Annotated in this window: 12 protein-coding genes; 6 read left to right on the top strand and 6 right to left on the bottom strand. The window is 61.5% G+C overall.

Annotated elements, in window-relative coordinates; translation table 11 throughout:
- Window positions 1–113: 113 nt before the first annotated feature.
- The 3 genes from AC1Z24_RS12495 to AC1Z24_RS12485 form a co-directional block, all read right to left on the bottom strand.
- Complete coding sequence (locus AC1Z24_RS12495) at window positions 114–1,418, bottom strand: ABC transporter ATP-binding protein (RefSeq protein WP_483745897.1); 1,305 nt, start codon at window positions 1,416–1,418, stop codon at window positions 114–116.
- A gap of 24 nt (window positions 1,419–1,442) precedes the next feature.
- The gene (locus AC1Z24_RS12490) at window positions 1,443–3,044 is read right to left on the bottom strand and encodes an ABC transporter permease (RefSeq protein WP_483746601.1); all 1,602 of its coding nucleotides are present in this window, start codon (window positions 3,042–3,044) and stop codon (window positions 1,443–1,445) included.
- A 440-nt stretch (window positions 3,045–3,484) separates the two neighbouring features.
- Window positions 3,485–4,579: a DUF1615 domain-containing protein gene (locus AC1Z24_RS12485; RefSeq protein WP_483745896.1), complete on the bottom strand. Its 1,095-nt coding sequence runs from the start codon at window positions 4,577–4,579 to the stop codon at window positions 3,485–3,487.
- 531 nt (window positions 4,580–5,110) lie between these two features.
- Here AC1Z24_RS12485 and AC1Z24_RS12480 point away from each other — a divergent pair.
- Entirely contained in the window at window positions 5,111–5,923 is an 813-nt protein-coding gene (locus AC1Z24_RS12480; protein ID WP_483745895.1) for a formate/nitrite transporter family protein, read from the top strand.
- 21 nt (window positions 5,924–5,944) lie between these two features.
- Complete coding sequence (gene moaA, locus AC1Z24_RS12475) at window positions 5,945–6,943, top strand: GTP 3',8-cyclase MoaA (protein WP_483745894.1); 999 nt, start codon at window positions 5,945–5,947, stop codon at window positions 6,941–6,943.
- 195 nt (window positions 6,944–7,138) lie between these two features.
- Here moaA and AC1Z24_RS12470 read toward each other — a convergent pair whose 3' ends face one another.
- Together AC1Z24_RS12470 and ercA are read right to left on the bottom strand one after the other, a co-directional pair.
- A complete protein-coding gene (locus AC1Z24_RS12470; protein ID WP_483745893.1) occupies window positions 7,139–8,509 on the bottom strand; it encodes an ATP-binding response regulator in 1,371 nt (456 codons plus the stop codon).
- Entirely contained in the window at window positions 8,493–9,644 is a 1,152-nt protein-coding gene (ercA, locus tag AC1Z24_RS12465; protein ID WP_483745892.1) for an alcohol dehydrogenase-like regulatory protein ErcA, read from the bottom strand. Before ercA ends, AC1Z24_RS12470 begins: the two co-directional genes overlap by 17 nt.
- A gap of 181 nt (window positions 9,645–9,825) precedes the next feature.
- Between ercA and AC1Z24_RS12460 the strand changes: the two genes are divergently transcribed.
- The gene (locus tag AC1Z24_RS12460; protein WP_483745891.1) at window positions 9,826–10,491 is read left to right on the top strand and encodes a response regulator; all 666 of its coding nucleotides are present in this window, start codon (window positions 9,826–9,828) and stop codon (window positions 10,489–10,491) included.
- A gap of 133 nt (window positions 10,492–10,624) precedes the next feature.
- Here the strand turns inward: AC1Z24_RS12460 and AC1Z24_RS12455 are convergent, their stop codons facing one another.
- Window positions 10,625–10,966, bottom strand: a complete 342-nt coding sequence (locus AC1Z24_RS12455) for a thioredoxin family protein (RefSeq protein WP_483745890.1) — start codon at window positions 10,964–10,966, stop codon at window positions 10,625–10,627.
- A 147-nt stretch (window positions 10,967–11,113) separates the two neighbouring features.
- On the opposite strand from AC1Z24_RS12455, the gene AC1Z24_RS12450 reads away from it, so the two are divergent.
- From AC1Z24_RS12450 to AC1Z24_RS12440, 3 genes are read left to right on the top strand one after another with little or no spacing between them, the layout of a single operon-like run.
- The gene (locus AC1Z24_RS12450; protein ID WP_483745889.1) at window positions 11,114–11,662 is read left to right on the top strand and encodes a winged helix-turn-helix transcriptional regulator; all 549 of its coding nucleotides are present in this window, start codon (window positions 11,114–11,116) and stop codon (window positions 11,660–11,662) included.
- Window positions 11,662–12,804, top strand: coding sequence for an HlyD family secretion protein (locus AC1Z24_RS12445; RefSeq protein ID WP_483745888.1), 1,143 nt, complete (start codon window positions 11,662–11,664; stop codon window positions 12,802–12,804). The genes AC1Z24_RS12450 and AC1Z24_RS12445 overlap by 1 nt, the downstream gene beginning before the upstream one ends.
- Entirely contained in the window at window positions 12,801–14,405 is a 1,605-nt protein-coding gene (locus tag AC1Z24_RS12440; RefSeq protein ID WP_483745887.1) for a DHA2 family efflux MFS transporter permease subunit, read from the top strand. The genes AC1Z24_RS12445 and AC1Z24_RS12440 overlap by 4 nt, the downstream gene beginning before the upstream one ends.
- Window positions 14,406–14,490: the final 85 nt, after the last annotated feature.

Genomic DNA, 14,490 nt, shown 5'->3' with positions numbered 1-14,490 from the left:
GATTGTGGGACCGGCTTCAGCCGGGAAGGCGTCCTGTGATCCAGAATATGCATCGGTTGTACCGCCCCATTCCCGGCTGAAGCCGGTCCCACATTGCTTCTCACACCTGTTGCTCAGGACGGATTATCCAGGCTGAACAAATCCGTCACTTCATCATAGGCAAACAGCTCGGCATAGCGGCCCCATTGGGTCACCACATCCAGGGTCTGGGCGGCATCGTTTTCCGACATGGAGTCTTCCAGCTCATCGCGAAAACGCCGGGCCGGGGCGCTGCGGCTGGAGCGGTCGTCGAGGACGCGGCGCACGTGTGCCACCAGCGGCACAAAGTTCATCAACTGCTGGGCGAACAGTTGTTTGCGTTCATCAACGTCGGATAACGCATAGCGTTCGGCGGCCGGGAGCAGACGGATGTCGCCGCCCTTGAGCTCGGCCAGACGCAGCAGTTGCAGCACCTCAGCAATCGGGAACAGCTCGTCGGCGGTGTAGTGCAGCTCGCTGGCCAGCTCCGGCAGGTCGGCCTTGCCACCGTAGGCCGGGGCATGAATGGCTTCGATCAGCCCGGCCAGGGTGTTAGTCGACACCTGAGGCAGGACCATGCCCAGGCCGGTACCGGGAAACGCGCCCGGACGCATGACGCCGACCGCATCGTCGCCGGTCATCTTCACGTAGATTTCTTCCACCAGCGCACGGAATGCCGGGTCGTGGCGGTTGCGCGGCTGCGGCAGATCGACTTTGATCTCGCTGATCACCCGCCCCGGATTGGCCGAGAACAGCATGATGCGGTCGCACATCAGCACCGCTTCGGCGATGTTGTGGGTGACCATCAGGATCGATTTGATCGGCATGCGCCCTTCGCCCCACAGATCGAGCAAATCGGTACGCAGGGTTTCTGCGGTCAACACGTCCAGGGCGGAGAACGGCTCGTCCATCAGCAGCACGTCCGGGTCCACCACCAGGGCGCGGGCCAGGCCCACCCGCTGGCGCATGCCGCCGGACAACTCCTTGGGATAGGCGCTTTCAAAGCCGTCGAGGCCGATCAGGTCGATGGCCGCCAACGCGCGCTTGCGACGGATCTCGGCGGGCACGTTGCGCGCTTCCAGGCCGATTTCGACGTTCTCCAGCACGGTCAGCCAGGGAAACAGGGCGAAGCTCTGGAACACCATGCTGACATGGCTGGGCAGGCCGTCGGCGCCAGGCGGGAAGTCCACCACGCCACTGGTAGGCTGGACCAGGCCGGCTATGGAGCGCAACAACGTCGACTTGCCGGAACCGGAGCGCCCCAGCAGGCCGACGATTTCGTTGTCGTAAAGGCTCAGGCCGACGTTATCCAGCACCAGACGTTCACTGCCGCCGGGTGTGCCATAGACATGCTGAACCTGACGGACATCGACCAGGCAACGTTTTTCGAGAGTGATCATGGCTACTGTCCTCAATAAAGACGTTCAATCAAGACGCAGGCGTCGTTCGGCGAATACGTACAGCGGGCGCCAGAGCAGGCGGTTGAACGCCATGACGAAGATCGACATGACCGCGATACCCAGGGCGACCTGGTGGTAGTCACCGGCTTCGGTGGCATGGGCGATATACGACCCCAGACCTGTGGCCTGCAGGTGCTCGTCGCCCCAGGACACCGCCTCGGCGACGATACTGGCGTTCCAGGAACCACCGGCGGCAGTCAGGGCGCCGGTCACGTAGTAGGGGAAAATCCCCGGCAAGGCCACCCGCCGCCACCACTGCCAGCCACGGATACGGAACATCTGTGCGGCCTCGCGCAGGTCGGTGGGCAAAGCCGAGGCCCCGGCGATAACGTTGAACAGGATGTACCACTGAGTGCCCAGCACCATCAGCGGCGACAGCCAGATATCCGGGTTCAGGTGCAGGCCGACGATGGCGATCACCGCAAACGGGAACAGGATATTGGCCGGGAACGCCGCCAGCAGTTGAGCCACCGGTTGCAGGCGCTCGGTCCAGGCCGGACGCAGGCCGATCCAAACGCCGACGGGCACCCAGATCAGACTGGCGATGGCGATCAGGATCACTACCCGCAAGAGCGTCGCCAGGCCCAGACCAAAGGTGTGCAACACATCGCTCAGGGCCTGGGTTTCACCAATAAAGCGCACCAGCCAGACCGTAGCCAGCACACAGGCCAGTAGTACGGCAGCCAGCCACAGCCGATCCAGAGCCAGGCTCAAGCGTGGACGCGGCCGCAGCGCCCGGACTTTCGGCCAGCGAACCATGGCCAGCAGCTCACCGGGCCAGGCCAGCACAGCCAGTATGCCGGGCACCAGGCGGGTATTGCGCACCAGGTCGTAGACCCAGGAACGCGGGCGTTTCTGCGAAGCGGTCTGCTCGAAACGAAACTTGTCGGCCCAGGCCACCACCGGACGGAACAGCAGTTGGTCGTAGAGCAGGATCACCACCGCCATGGCCAATACCGCCCAGGCAATCGCCGCGAGGTTTTTCTGGGCGATGGCCAGGGCCAGCCAGGAGCCGATACCGGGCAGATCGATGGTGGTATTGCCCACGGTGATGGCTTCCGACGCGACGACAAAGAACCAGCCGCCGGACATCGACATCATCATGTTCCACACCAGGCCTGGCGTTGCGAACGGCAACTCCAGGCGTACAAAGCGCCGCCATGGCGATAGGCCGAACTGTTGGCTGACGTCGTTCAAGTCTTTAGGCACGGTGCGCAGGGACTGATAGAAGCTGAAGGTCATGTTCCAGGCCTGGCTGGTAAAAATCGCGAAGATCGCCGCGCACTCAACCCCCAGTTGTCGACCGGGAAACAGGCCCATGAAAAAGGTCACGGTAAAGGTCAGGAAACCCAGTACCGGCACCGATTGCAGGATATCCAGGGCCGGCACGATGACCATTTCGGCCTTGCGACTCTTGGCGGCCAGCGTGGCAACAACCAGGGTAAACAGCAGCGACGCGCCGAGGGCAACGAACATGCGCAGGGTGGTACGCAGCGCGTATTCCGGCAGGCGCCATGGCGACAGCTCGACAGGCTGCGCATCGAGCACGGTGAGGGACTGACTCATCTGCTCGGCGCCATAAATGACCAGCACCGCCGCCACCGCCAGCAGCAGGAAAAACACGATATCGGCGCCATAACGCGAGCCACGCCCCGCAGTGGCTGTGGGGACAACCGTTTTGCCGATGAAAGTATCGAAGGAGGAACGCATGGCTCACCTCGCATAACGTCGCATCGCACTGACGGTTCAGGGCAAAGCGAAGGGCTTGAAATATGCTGAGAAGGTTAAGCGGCGAGGTGTCACGGGGCCATGGATATAAAGGACGGCTGGCTATACCAAGGTATATCTGCGGATTGGATGCAGACCCGTGGGAGCTAGTTATGTAGGAGCCAATTCATTCGCGAAGAGGCCGATACACTTAATCCATGTCGACTGTTGAAATATTGCCTTCGCGGATGAATCCGCTCCCACAGGCTTTTGCACCACTTCACAACAGCGACGCTTGCTCACTCCCCACCACCGCGCTGCACACACCGCGCCCGGCGCTCATCCACGCGCTCGGCAAACCAGGCGGTGGTCAACTTGCGGGTGATTTTCGGGCTTTGCAGGGTGATGCCCGGCAGGATCGCCCGGGGCAGTGGTTTGCCGGTTTTCTGCTCGGCCATGGCGAAGATCCTTTGGTATAGGTCGCCCTCTTCGAAGGCCAGGGTTTCACCCTGTTTGAGCTGATTCCAGATCGCCGAATTGCTCATGCCCAGTTTTGGCCCCAGGGAGCGCACGGCCAGTTCCGTGGCGCCGGGCGACGTCGAGTCATACAGGATCAGGTCACCGTCCAGGGCCAGTTGGCTGCCGGTCAACAGATTGACCGCACTCTGGAAGGCGGCATTGCGGCTGGCATACCAACCGGCGTTGAAATCGGCAAAGCGGTACAGCGTCTGCGGATAGTTGGCCGGGTAGCCGAGCAGGTGCAAAGTTCCGAAATACACCCCGCCACGGCGGCTGAATACCTCGTTGCGCAGGCTGCCCGGCACGGGATACGGATAGTCCTTGGCCTGCTGTTGCGCGAACTCGACGCTGACCTGCATGGGGCCGGCGGTATGCACCGGGTTGAAACGGCCGAACAGGGTCTGGCCCAAGGGCACGCGGTCGATAAAGTCGTCGAAGATCGCGCTCAGCTCCTGTTCACTGCGCGCGCTGTCCAGGCGTTGGCCGTAGCTTTTGCCGGTGCTGGAGGGCAGTTTCAGTGCGGTATTGATCAAGGCATCGGGGATATACAGCTTGCTCGCCCGACGATTGATTTCGTCCCGGGCGATACGGCCCAGGCCTGGCACACCGGGGTCGCTCTGGAAAGTGGACTCCTGCTCGATCACGGCCATGACCGCGCAGAGATTTTCGGTGGTGGCCGCCAGTTTCTGCGCGGTGAAGGCGCCCTGAATATCCCGGGCCCAGCCTTCGCGATCCTGAACCTTGGCCGGTATCAGCCGAGCGATTTGCGCTTGGATTTGCGCCGGAGTCAGTTCGGGCGCCTGCGGTGTTTGTTGGGCGCAGCCGCTCAACAGGATTACCACGAGGGTCAGAATGGAGCGAAAAGATGAATGCACGCGCGCGTCTTCCTTGTGATCGGCGATCAATAGACCTGTTATGTAGGAGCAGGCTTGCTGGCGATCGAGTGCGCAGCACTCGCATCTGTGACTAATCTGACGACATCGCCAGCAAGCCGACTCCCACGAGATATCATTCAATACGGACAAGCACAGCAGTTAGCAAAAATATTTGCGGTGCAGTTACCCAAAACCGACCTCCACGTAGTCCGCGCCAATACTGGCCCGCAGTGCCATCATTGAGCCGGTCGATCAATCCATTGGAACAAGCGATTGGACTGCGACATTTCGACTCAGTAGCTTGCTTGCTAATTCAGCCAGTGAGCTGATCGTTTGCCGCCCCTCTTGCCTGGGGCCTTTGTCTCCTGCCGCTGTACAGGGAATCGCTGACTTGTCGCTTGAGATCAAAACAAGCACAAGCTGCGCCTCAAGACCGGATTCTTGAAACCCATTTTTTTCCAGGTGCCCCAGTCGGGGTCAGGTGCCCGTGCGCGCTGAAAACGACTGGAACCGTGCGCGAGTGCCTTGCCAATGTCCATCAATACCCCACAACAAATCGCTGAAATCGCCATCGAAGCGGGCGCGAAGAAGGCGCATCTGCCATTGCTGTCGATTCTGGTCCTGGGCTTTCTGGCCGGGGCGTTCATCTCTCTTGGCTTTCTGCTGGATATCCATGTCAGCACCATGATTCCCCCAGCCTGGGCTTCGCTGGGCAACCTGCTCGGCGCGGCGGTGTTCCCCATCGGCCTGATCCTGGTAATCCTGGCCGGCGGCGAGCTGCTCACCGGCAATATGATGAGCTTGCCCATGGCCCTGTTCGCCGGGCGTATCGGCGCGTACGCCGTGGTCCGTAACTGGGTGCTGGTGACCATCGCCAACCTGCTCGGCGGCCTGTTCGTTGCCTATTTCTTCGGCCACCTGCTGGGCATGACCGAAGGGCCGTTTCTGGCCAAGACTCTGGCGATTGCCAATGCCAAGGTCAGCGCCGACTTCGCCCACGTATTCATTTCCGGAATCGGCTGCAACTGGCTGGTCTGCCTGGGTGTGTGGTTGTCCTATGCAAGCAAGGATGTGGTGGGCAAGATCGTCGGCATCTGGTTCCCGGTGATGTCCTTCGTTGCCATCGGCTTTCAGCACGTCGTGGCCAACATGTTCCTGATCCCGGCGGCGATTTTCGCCGGTGCCTTGAGCTGGTCCCAGTACGTCGACAACTTCGTCGCGGTGTTCCTGGGCAATGCGGTGGGTGGCGCGGTGTTCGTCGGCCTGGCGTACTATGTGTCGTATAACCGGACAGCCACTGTCCAGCCGTTGCCAGTGGAAACCGGTGCGGTGCAAAAAGCCTGAAAAACAGGGTGAGAAGCCAAGATGTCTGATCGTGTGCTGATGGATGGTTATGCCCGCAAGGTGGATTACCTGCGGATGTCGGTGACCGACCGCTGCGATTTTCGCTGCGTGTACTGCATGGCCGAGGAAATGACCTTCCTGCCGCGCCAGCAGATCCTGTCACTGGAGGAAATCCATCAGATCGCCGAACGCTTCGTCGCCCTGGGCACCCGCAAGATTCGCCTGACCGGCGGTGAGCCGCTGGTGCGGGCCGGGATTGTCGGCCTGTGCGAGAAAATTGCCGCCCTGCCCGGCCTGCGCGAGCTGTGCATGACCACTAATGGTTCGCAACTGGGCAAGCTGGCCAGGCCGCTGTTCGATGCCGGGGTCAAGCGCCTCAATATCAGCCTCGACAGCCTCGACGCCCAACGCTTTCGCGAGCTGACCCGCACCGGTGATCTCGCTCAGGTGATTGCCGGCATCGATGCCGCCAACGCGGCAGGGTTCGTCCATACCAAGCTCAATTGCGTGGTGATGCAGGGCCGCAATGATCACGAGATCAACGACCTGATCGCCTTCGCCATAGAGCGCGGCCTGGATATCAGCTTTATCGAAGAAATGCCGCTGGGCATCATCAGCGAGCACAGCCGCGCCGAATCGTTCTTCTCCAGCGAACAGGTGCGCGAACGCATTGCCGAGCGCTATACCCTGCTGCCGTCCACCGACTCGACCCAGGGGCCGTCGCGCTATTGGCGCCTGGCCGAAGCGCCGGATATCCGCGTCGGCTTTATCTCGCCCCACAGCCATAACTTTTGCGGCACCTGCAATCGCGTGCGCCTGACCGTCGAAGGCCGTCTGCTGCTATGTCTGGGCAACGAGCATTCCGCCGACCTCAAGAGCGTCCTGCGAGCCAACCCCGGTCAGCCAGAGAAACTGGAAAAGGCCATTATCGAGGCGATGAAGCTAAAGCCCTACCGGCATGACTTTCAGCTCAATGATGAGGTGCAGGTGGTGCGGTTCATGAATATGACGGGGGGTTGAGCAATTCACCCCGCGACTTGGAATGGATTTTTGTAGACCTGGCAAACATAGAGTCAATGTGGGACCGGCTTTAGCCGGGAAGGCTTCGCCAGGATCGATACATTTCTATCGTCTGCCATATCCTCTTCCCGGCTAAAGCCGGTCCCACCGAGAACAACATCAATTCGGTTGGTCAGACGAGGTGTGACAGGTGGCCTACCCCAACAACTGACTCAACACCGCTCGCAACTTGCCCGGCCTCACCGGCTTGTTCAACAACGGCGCGCCGAGCTTGCGCAAGGCGTGACGGCATTGTTCGCTGCGGTCGGCGGTGATCATCACCGCAGGAATGCGCAGGTTGAAATGCCGCCGCAGGTCGTTGACCACTTCACAGCCGGTCACGCCGTGGTCCAGGTGGAAGTCGGCAAGGATCAATTCCGGTGCCGAGCCCTGCAATACGCTGCAGGCGCTGCCCAGGTCGCTGGCGGTCAGGACCTCGCAGCCCCACTGCTCCAACAGCGCGGCCATGCTTTCGCGGATGCTCTGTTCGTTGTCCAGCACCAACAGGCGACGCCCCGGCAGCGGATTGCCGGTGCCGGGTTGGTGCAGCAGCAGGCTGACCGGCGCGGGCACCTCATGGGACAGCGGCACATCAATGCTGAAACACGAGCCACGCCCCGGCTGCGAGCGGACCTGCACCGGGTAATCGAGAATCCGCGCGATACGCTCGACAATCGCCAGGCCCAGGCCGACACCCTTGCGGTCGGCAGCGCGGCCGACATCCAGTTGGTTGAATTCGAGGAAGATCGATTCCAGGCTGTCCTCGGCAATACCCCGGCCGGTGTCCCAGACCTCCAGGCGCAGGCAATCGCCACGCCGCCGCGCCCCCAGCAGAATGCGGCCGTTGTCGGTGTAGCGGCAGGCATTGCTGAGGAAGTTGCGCAAAATTCGGCTGAGCAGGCGCGAGTCGGTGCGAACGGCGAAATGGCCCATGCGTACCCGTAAAGTGAGGCCCGACGCCTCGGCCACCGACTGGAATTCAGAAGCCAAAGGCGTAAGCAGTTCGTCCAGGCGATAAAGGCCGATATCCGGTTTGACCGCTGCCTGATCGAGCCGGGAAATATCCAGCAGGTCATTGAGCAAATCTTCGGCGCTTTCCAGGGCCAGGTGGCTGCGCTCCACCAGCGTGCGCTCGCTCTCGGGCAGGCTGCGCTCACGCAACGTGGAGATCAGCAGGCGCGCGGCGTTGAGCGGTTGCAGCAAGTCGTGGCTGGCGGCGGCCAGGTACTTGTCCTTGCTGCGATTGGCAGCCTGGGCGGCGTCCCGGGCGTCACGCAGGTCCTGCTCGATGCGCTCGCGCTGGATGATTTGCTGTTGCAGGTTGTGATTGGCTTCGAGCAATTCATCGGTGCGCGCGGCGACCCGCTGCTCCAGTTCGTCGTTGAGCTGTTGCAGGCGTTGTTGCGCCAGCTCCAGCTCTTCCAGACGCATGGTCAGTTCCGGGTAGTGACTCTTGCGCGTCGAGTGATTGCCCAGCCCCAACAGCGCATCCAGTGCCCGCTTACGCTCGTCAGAGGGCCTCGCCATAAACGACCTCGACATCGCGCTGATTGGACTCGCGCGGATTGGTGAGGATGCACGGATCGCCCATGGCATGGCGCGACAGGAACGGAATGTCTGCCATGCGCACGCCATGCCCACCGAGGGTTTCATGGAAACCCACGGCCTGCTTGAAGGCAGTCAAGTGTTCGATCAGGCGTTTGGCGATCTGCACCTGATTCAAGCCACGGCAATCAATGCCCAGGGTCTCGGCAATGACCTTGAAGCGATCCGGTGCCGACTGATAATTGAACGCCACCACGTGCTCGATCAATACCGCGTTGCACAGGCCATGGGGCAGGTCGAGAAAACCGCCCAGGCTATGGGACATGGCATGTACCGCACCAAGAATCGCATTGGAGAACGCCAGGCCCGCCTGCATGCTGCCGAGCATGATCTTCTCGCGCAGGGCCAGGTCCGTGGGGTTGTGGATCATCTGCACCAGGTTGCCGTTGATCAGGCGCATGGCTTCCAGGGCATGGGGATCGGTCAACGGGCCGTGGCCGGTGGAGACAAATGCCTCGATGGCATGCACCAGGGCATCGACACCTGTGCAGGCGGCGAGGAACGGGTCCATGCTCAGGGTCGTCTCCGGGTCGATCAACGCCACGTCAGGCACCGCTGCCTTGCTGACGATGGAGAACTTCATGCGCTCCTGCTGGTTGGAGATGATCACGAATTGCGACACGTCCGCCGAGGTGCCTGCGGTGGTCGGGATCAGGATCAGTGGCGGGCTGGGCACGCGAATCATGTCCACGCCCTCGAATTCGAGAATGCTGCGGCCATGGGCGACGACAATGCCAATGGCCTTGCCGCAGTCCATCGGGCTGCCACCGCCAACGGCGACAATCACGTCGCAATGCTGCTCGCGATAGACTTCGGCGCCGCGCATCACCTCCTCGACCCGGGGATTGGGCGACACCGCGCTGTAGATGCAGTAATCGATATCCAGGGCCTGCAGGCTGGCCTCGATATCGGCGACCCAGCCACAGGCGATCACACCGGGGTCGGTGACCAGCAGCACCTTGCGGGCGCCGAAGGTTTTCGCGTAATTGCCGACGCTATGGCGGCTACCGGCGCCGAAAATGATTTCCGGGGAAACGAACTTGCGCAGCTGGCTCATGGGAGGCTGTCTTTTTATGGTCGGCTAAAGCGGCTAATGGGCGCCAGCCTAGAGCATCCGACGCGGGATGCAACGGTACCTATCTACTACTTTGGTACTGGTTTTCCTTGCTAATGTCCTATTCCCAAAGAATCAGCCATGGCCTGTAATGCACGCCATAACAAGAAACAGGTAACGCCCCATGTACAAGATCCTGATTGCCGATGACCACCCGCTGTTCCGCGAGGCGATTCACAACGTCATCAGCGACGGCTTTCCTGGCAGTGAGGTGATGGAAACCGAAGACCTCGACAGCACCGTGCAGATGACCCGCCAGCACGACGACCTGGACCTCATCCTGCTCGACCTCAACATGCCCGGCATGCACGGCCTCAACGGCCTGATCAATCTGCGCAACGAAGCGCCGACCATTCCGGTGGTGATCGTTTCCGCCGAGCAGGACAAGCACATCGTGCTGCAAGCCATTACCTACGGCGCCGTCGGCTTCATCACCAAATCCTCGCCGCGCCTGCAGATGACCCAGGCCATCGAGCAGATCCTCAACGGCAACGTCTACCTGCCCTCGGACATCATTCGCTCGCAGAAAACCAGTGTGCGCCGCACCTTCAGCGAACCGTCAGGCCTGGCCCCGGAACTGCTCCAGGCCCTGACCCGCAAGCAGCTGCTGGTGCTGGAACGCATGACCAAGGGCGACTCGAACAAACAGATCGCCTACACCCTGGAAATCGCCGAGACCACGGTCAAGGCCCATGTCTCGGCGATCCTGCGCAAGCTCAGTGTACACAACCGCGTACAGGCGATTCTCAGTGCCGGGGATATCGATTTTTCGGCCTACCTGCGGCGCTGAAAATCCCTGGCGAACGCAATGCCAGGGGGTGGGAGCGAGGCTTGCCCGCGAAGAGGCCGGCACATCCACAGAATATTCCTGGCCCTATAAACCGCCTTCGCGGGCAAGCCTCGCTCCTACAAGATTTATGTGCTTACAACCCCTTTTTTTCCTGCCCCAACCACTTGTCGAAAACCTCGGCAATCTGCCCCCCTGTGGTCGGCCTTACCAGCCGATCAACCTCCTGCCCGTCAGTCAGAAAAATCATCGTCGGCCACAGCTTGACGCCATAACTGCGCCCCAACCGCCGGCCGCTGCCGTCTTCGACACGGATATGCCGCACACCGGGAAAGCCGCTGATGACCTGTTCCAGCAACGGCTGCGCCGCCTTGCAATGGCCGCACCAGTTGGTGCCGAACTCGATCAGCGTGGGCCCGGACAAGGCATCGACTTCTTCCCGGCTCGGGGCGGCTTCGACATAGGGCAGCAGACTCATGGATGGCTCTCCGTTTTGATGTGATTTGCATCATGCCATCTTTTTGCCCTACGACCGACGGCTGGAAAAGTGACTTGCATGATGGAAGTCACTCCATTAGATTATGATCATAATTTAATGACAGCAGGACCTCCGAGGGCCTCGTCCATGAAGCACAAAAGCTTTGAACACATGAATTGCCCCGTGGCCTTGAGCCTTGAGCACGTGGGTGAATGGTGGAATATCCTGATCCTGCGTGACGCCTTCTATGGCCTCAGCCGCTTCGACGAATTCCAGAACAGCCTGGGCATCGCGCCGAATACCCTGACCCGCCGCCTCAACGAACTGGTCGAAGCCGGTGTGCTGGAGCGTCGCGCCTATAACGATAAACCCCTGCGTTACGACTACCTGCTCACGCCCCGTGGTCGTGAGTTCCGCCCGGTGGTGCTGATGATGATGGCCTGGGGCGGCAAGCATTTCGCCAATGGTCAGCCAGCGATTCAACTGGTCGACGATCAGAGCGGCGAGCCCGTTGAACTGATCCTCACCGATGCCCGGACCGGCAAGCCGATCAGCTTCACCACCCACAGCCTGCGCTCCCTGCCCCACGCCAGCGAACAGAACCGCTGGCGCATGGAAACCGGCCGGGAGCGCCGCCAGGCCTATCGCAATGCCCTTCTCAATGCCCCCACCCCGTCTTCCACAGGTAAACCGTGATGAACAGCTCTCTTTCGGCCGCCGACATGGCCCCTGCCAGCACCCCTGAAAAGCCGAAACCACCGCTGCTCAAACGCCTGGTGCTGGCGCTTGTGGTCATTGCAGCCCTGATCGCCGCAGTATTTTACGGTCTGCACTGGTGGACCACCGGACGGTTTATCGAATCCACCGACGACGCCTATATCGGCGGCGATGTCACAGTGATCGGGCCCAAGGTTTCGGGCTATATCACCGAACTCAAGGTGATCGACAACCAGTTCGTGCACGCCGGTGACCTGCTGGTGAAGATCGACGATCGCGACTACCTCGCCACCCTGCATAAAGCTGAAGGTGCCATCGCTGCCGAAGAAGCACTGCTGGCCAATCTGCAGGCCACCGAGCAACTGCAACAGGCAGTGATCGGCCAGGCCAAGGCCGGCATCGATGCCACCAGTGCGGAAACCGTGCGTTCCCGTGACGACAACGTGCGCTACAAGGAACTGGCCAGCCGCTCGGCGGTGTCCCTGGAAAGCGCCCAGCGCGCCGACGCCACCTTCAAGACCGCCCAGGCCAATGGCGCCAAGGCCCAGGCCTCGCTGCTTGCCGCACAACGCCAACTGGACGTGATCGCCACCCAGAAACAACAGGCCCGTGCAGCGCTGATGCAGGCCAAAGCCGAGCGTGACCTGGCGCAACTGAATGTCGGCTACACCGAACTGCGTGCGCCCATCGATGGCGTGATCGGCAATCGCCGGGCCAGGGTCGGCGCCTTTGCCGGGGCCGGCACTCAGTTGCTGGCGGTGGTTCCGGCCAGCGGCCTGTGGGTCGATGCCAACTTCAAGGAGGACCAGTTGGCCGAGATGCTGCCCGGCCAACCGGTGAGCATTCATGCCGATGTGCTGCCGGGTCGGGTCTTCCATGGTCATCTGGACAGCCTGGCCCCGGCCACCGGCGCGCAATTCAGCGTATTGCCGCCGGAGAACGCCACCGGTAACTTCACCAAAATCGTCCAGCGCGTGCCGGTGCGGGTACGTCTCGATGCGGCCGATAATACTCTGGGCAAATTGCGGCCGGGCCTGTCGGTGACAGCCGAGGTTGATACCAAGGCCGGCTCCGTGGACGACCACTCCGTCGCCGCCGCCAACGCCAGCAAACTGCAATGAGTAGCGTCAGCGCCACTGCGGGCCGCCCTGCCCCGGCACATTTCGACGCGGCCTCAATGCCCACCGCGCAGAAGGTATTTGCCTTCGCCACCATGTGCATCGGCATGTTCATCGCCCTGCTGGATATCCAGATTGTCTCCGCGTCGCTGCGTGACATCGGTGGCGGCTTGTCGGCGGGCGCTGACGAAACCGCCTGGGTACAGACCAGTTACCTGATCGCCGAAATCGTCGTCATCCCCCTGTCGGGCTGGCTGTCCCGGGTGTTCTCCACCCGCTGGCTGTTCTGCCTGTCCGCCGTGGGTTTCACCCTGACCAGCATGCTCTGCGGCGCGGCCTGGAATATCCAGAGCATGATCGCCTTTCGCGCCCTGCAAGGGTTTCTCGGCGGCTCGATGATCCCCATGGTATTCACTTCCGCCTTCATGTTCTTCACCGGTAAACAGAAGGTCATCGCGGCGGCAACCATCGGCGCCATCGCCTCCCTGGCCCCGACCCTGGGCCCGGTGATCGGCGGCTGGATCACCGAAGTGTCGTCCTGGCACTGGCTGTTCTATATCAATCTGGTGCCGGGCGTGTTCGTTGCCGTTGTCGTGCCGATCCTGGTGCGTATCGACGAGCCGGATCTGTCGCTGCTCAAGGGCGCCGACTACCTGAGCATGGTGTTCATGGCACTGTTCCTCGGCTGCCTGGAATACACCCTGGAAGAAGGCCCGCGCTGGAACTGGTTCAGCGACCAGGTCATCCTGACGACCGCCTGGGTGTCCGGGATCTCGGCCCTGGCCTTCATCAGCCGCACGCTGATGGTCAAGAACCCCATCGTCGACCTGCGCGCCCTGGGCGAGCGCAACTTTGCCCTGGGCTGTTTCTTCTCTTTCGTTACCGGCATCGGCCTGTTCGCCACCATCTATCTGACGCCGCTGTTCCTCGGCCGGGTGCGCGGCTACAGCGCCCTGGATATCGGCCTGGCGGTATTTTCCACCGGGGTATTCCAGCTGTTGTCGATCCCGGTCTACGCGATGCTCGCCAACCGCATCGACCTGCGCTGGATCATGATGTTCGGTCTGTCGTTGTTCGCGCTGTCGATGTGGGACTTTTCACCGATCACCCATGACTGGGGCGGCAAGGAACTGATGCTGCCCCAGGCCCTGCGCGGTATTGCCCAGCAGATGGCGGTGCCACCGGCCGTGACCCTGACCCTGGGCGGCCTGGCCATGTCCCGGCTCAAGCAGGCCTCGGGGCTGTTCAACCTGATGCGCAACCTCGGCGGCGCCATCGGCATCGCCGCCTGCGCGACCATTCTCAATGACCGCACCAACCTGCACTTCACTCGCATGGCCGAACACCTGAACAGCAGCAACGAGGCCATGAACCAGTGGCTCAGTCAGGTCGGCAGCAACCTCGCAGCCATGGGCCAGACCGGCAGCGAAGGCAGCACCGCCGCCCTGCACCAACTGTGGTTACTGACCCTGCGCGAAGCCCAGACCCAGACCTACTCCGATGCGTTTCTGGCGATCATGGTCTGCTTCATCGTCGCCACGCTGATGGTGCCATTGATGCACAAGGTCACACCGCCTGCGGCGCCTTCGGCAGATGCGCATTGAAAACCCGTGGAAATTCCTGTGGGACCGGCTTTAGCCGGGAATACGCTTTCCCGGCTAAAGCCGGTCCCACGATCAGATGGTTATG

It is taken from the genome of Pseudomonas sp. JL23 (genome assembly GCF_056933585.1).
Note: the sequence above shows the minus strand (reverse complement) of the source record. Positions and strands in the feature narration are given on the sequence as shown.

What these genes read in the sequence shown, in the direction of transcription:
- moaA (WP_483745894.1), top strand. Translation starts at nt 5,945, where the DNA reads ATGTCTGATCGTGTGCTGATGGATGGTTATGCCCGCAAGGTGGATTAC.
- AC1Z24_RS12445 (WP_483745888.1), top strand. Translation starts at nt 11,662, where the DNA reads ATGAACAGCTCTCTTTCGGCCGCCGACATGGCCCCTGCCAGCACCCCT.
- AC1Z24_RS12455 (WP_483745890.1), bottom strand. Translation starts at nt 10,966, where the DNA reads ATGAGTCTGCTGCCCTATGTCGAAGCCGCCCCGAGCCGGGAAGAAGTC.
- AC1Z24_RS12495 (WP_483745897.1), bottom strand. Translation starts at nt 1,418, where the DNA reads ATGATCACTCTCGAAAAACGTTGCCTGGTCGATGTCCGTCAGGTTCAG.
- AC1Z24_RS12460 (WP_483745891.1), top strand. Translation starts at nt 9,826, where the DNA reads ATGTACAAGATCCTGATTGCCGATGACCACCCGCTGTTCCGCGAGGCG.
- AC1Z24_RS12470 (WP_483745893.1), bottom strand. Translation starts at nt 8,509, where the DNA reads ATGGCGAGGCCCTCTGACGAGCGTAAGCGGGCACTGGATGCGCTGTTG.
- ercA (WP_483745892.1), bottom strand. Translation starts at nt 9,644, where the DNA reads ATGAGCCAGCTGCGCAAGTTCGTTTCCCCGGAAATCATTTTCGGCGCC.
- AC1Z24_RS12490 (WP_483746601.1), bottom strand. Translation starts at nt 3,044, where the DNA reads ATGAGTCAGTCCCTCACCGTGCTCGATGCGCAGCCTGTCGAGCTGTCG.
- AC1Z24_RS12440 (WP_483745887.1), top strand. Translation starts at nt 12,801, where the DNA reads ATGAGTAGCGTCAGCGCCACTGCGGGCCGCCCTGCCCCGGCACATTTC.
- AC1Z24_RS12480 (WP_483745895.1), top strand. Translation starts at nt 5,111, where the DNA reads ATGTCCATCAATACCCCACAACAAATCGCTGAAATCGCCATCGAAGCG.
- AC1Z24_RS12450 (WP_483745889.1), top strand. Translation starts at nt 11,114, where the DNA reads ATGAAGCACAAAAGCTTTGAACACATGAATTGCCCCGTGGCCTTGAGC.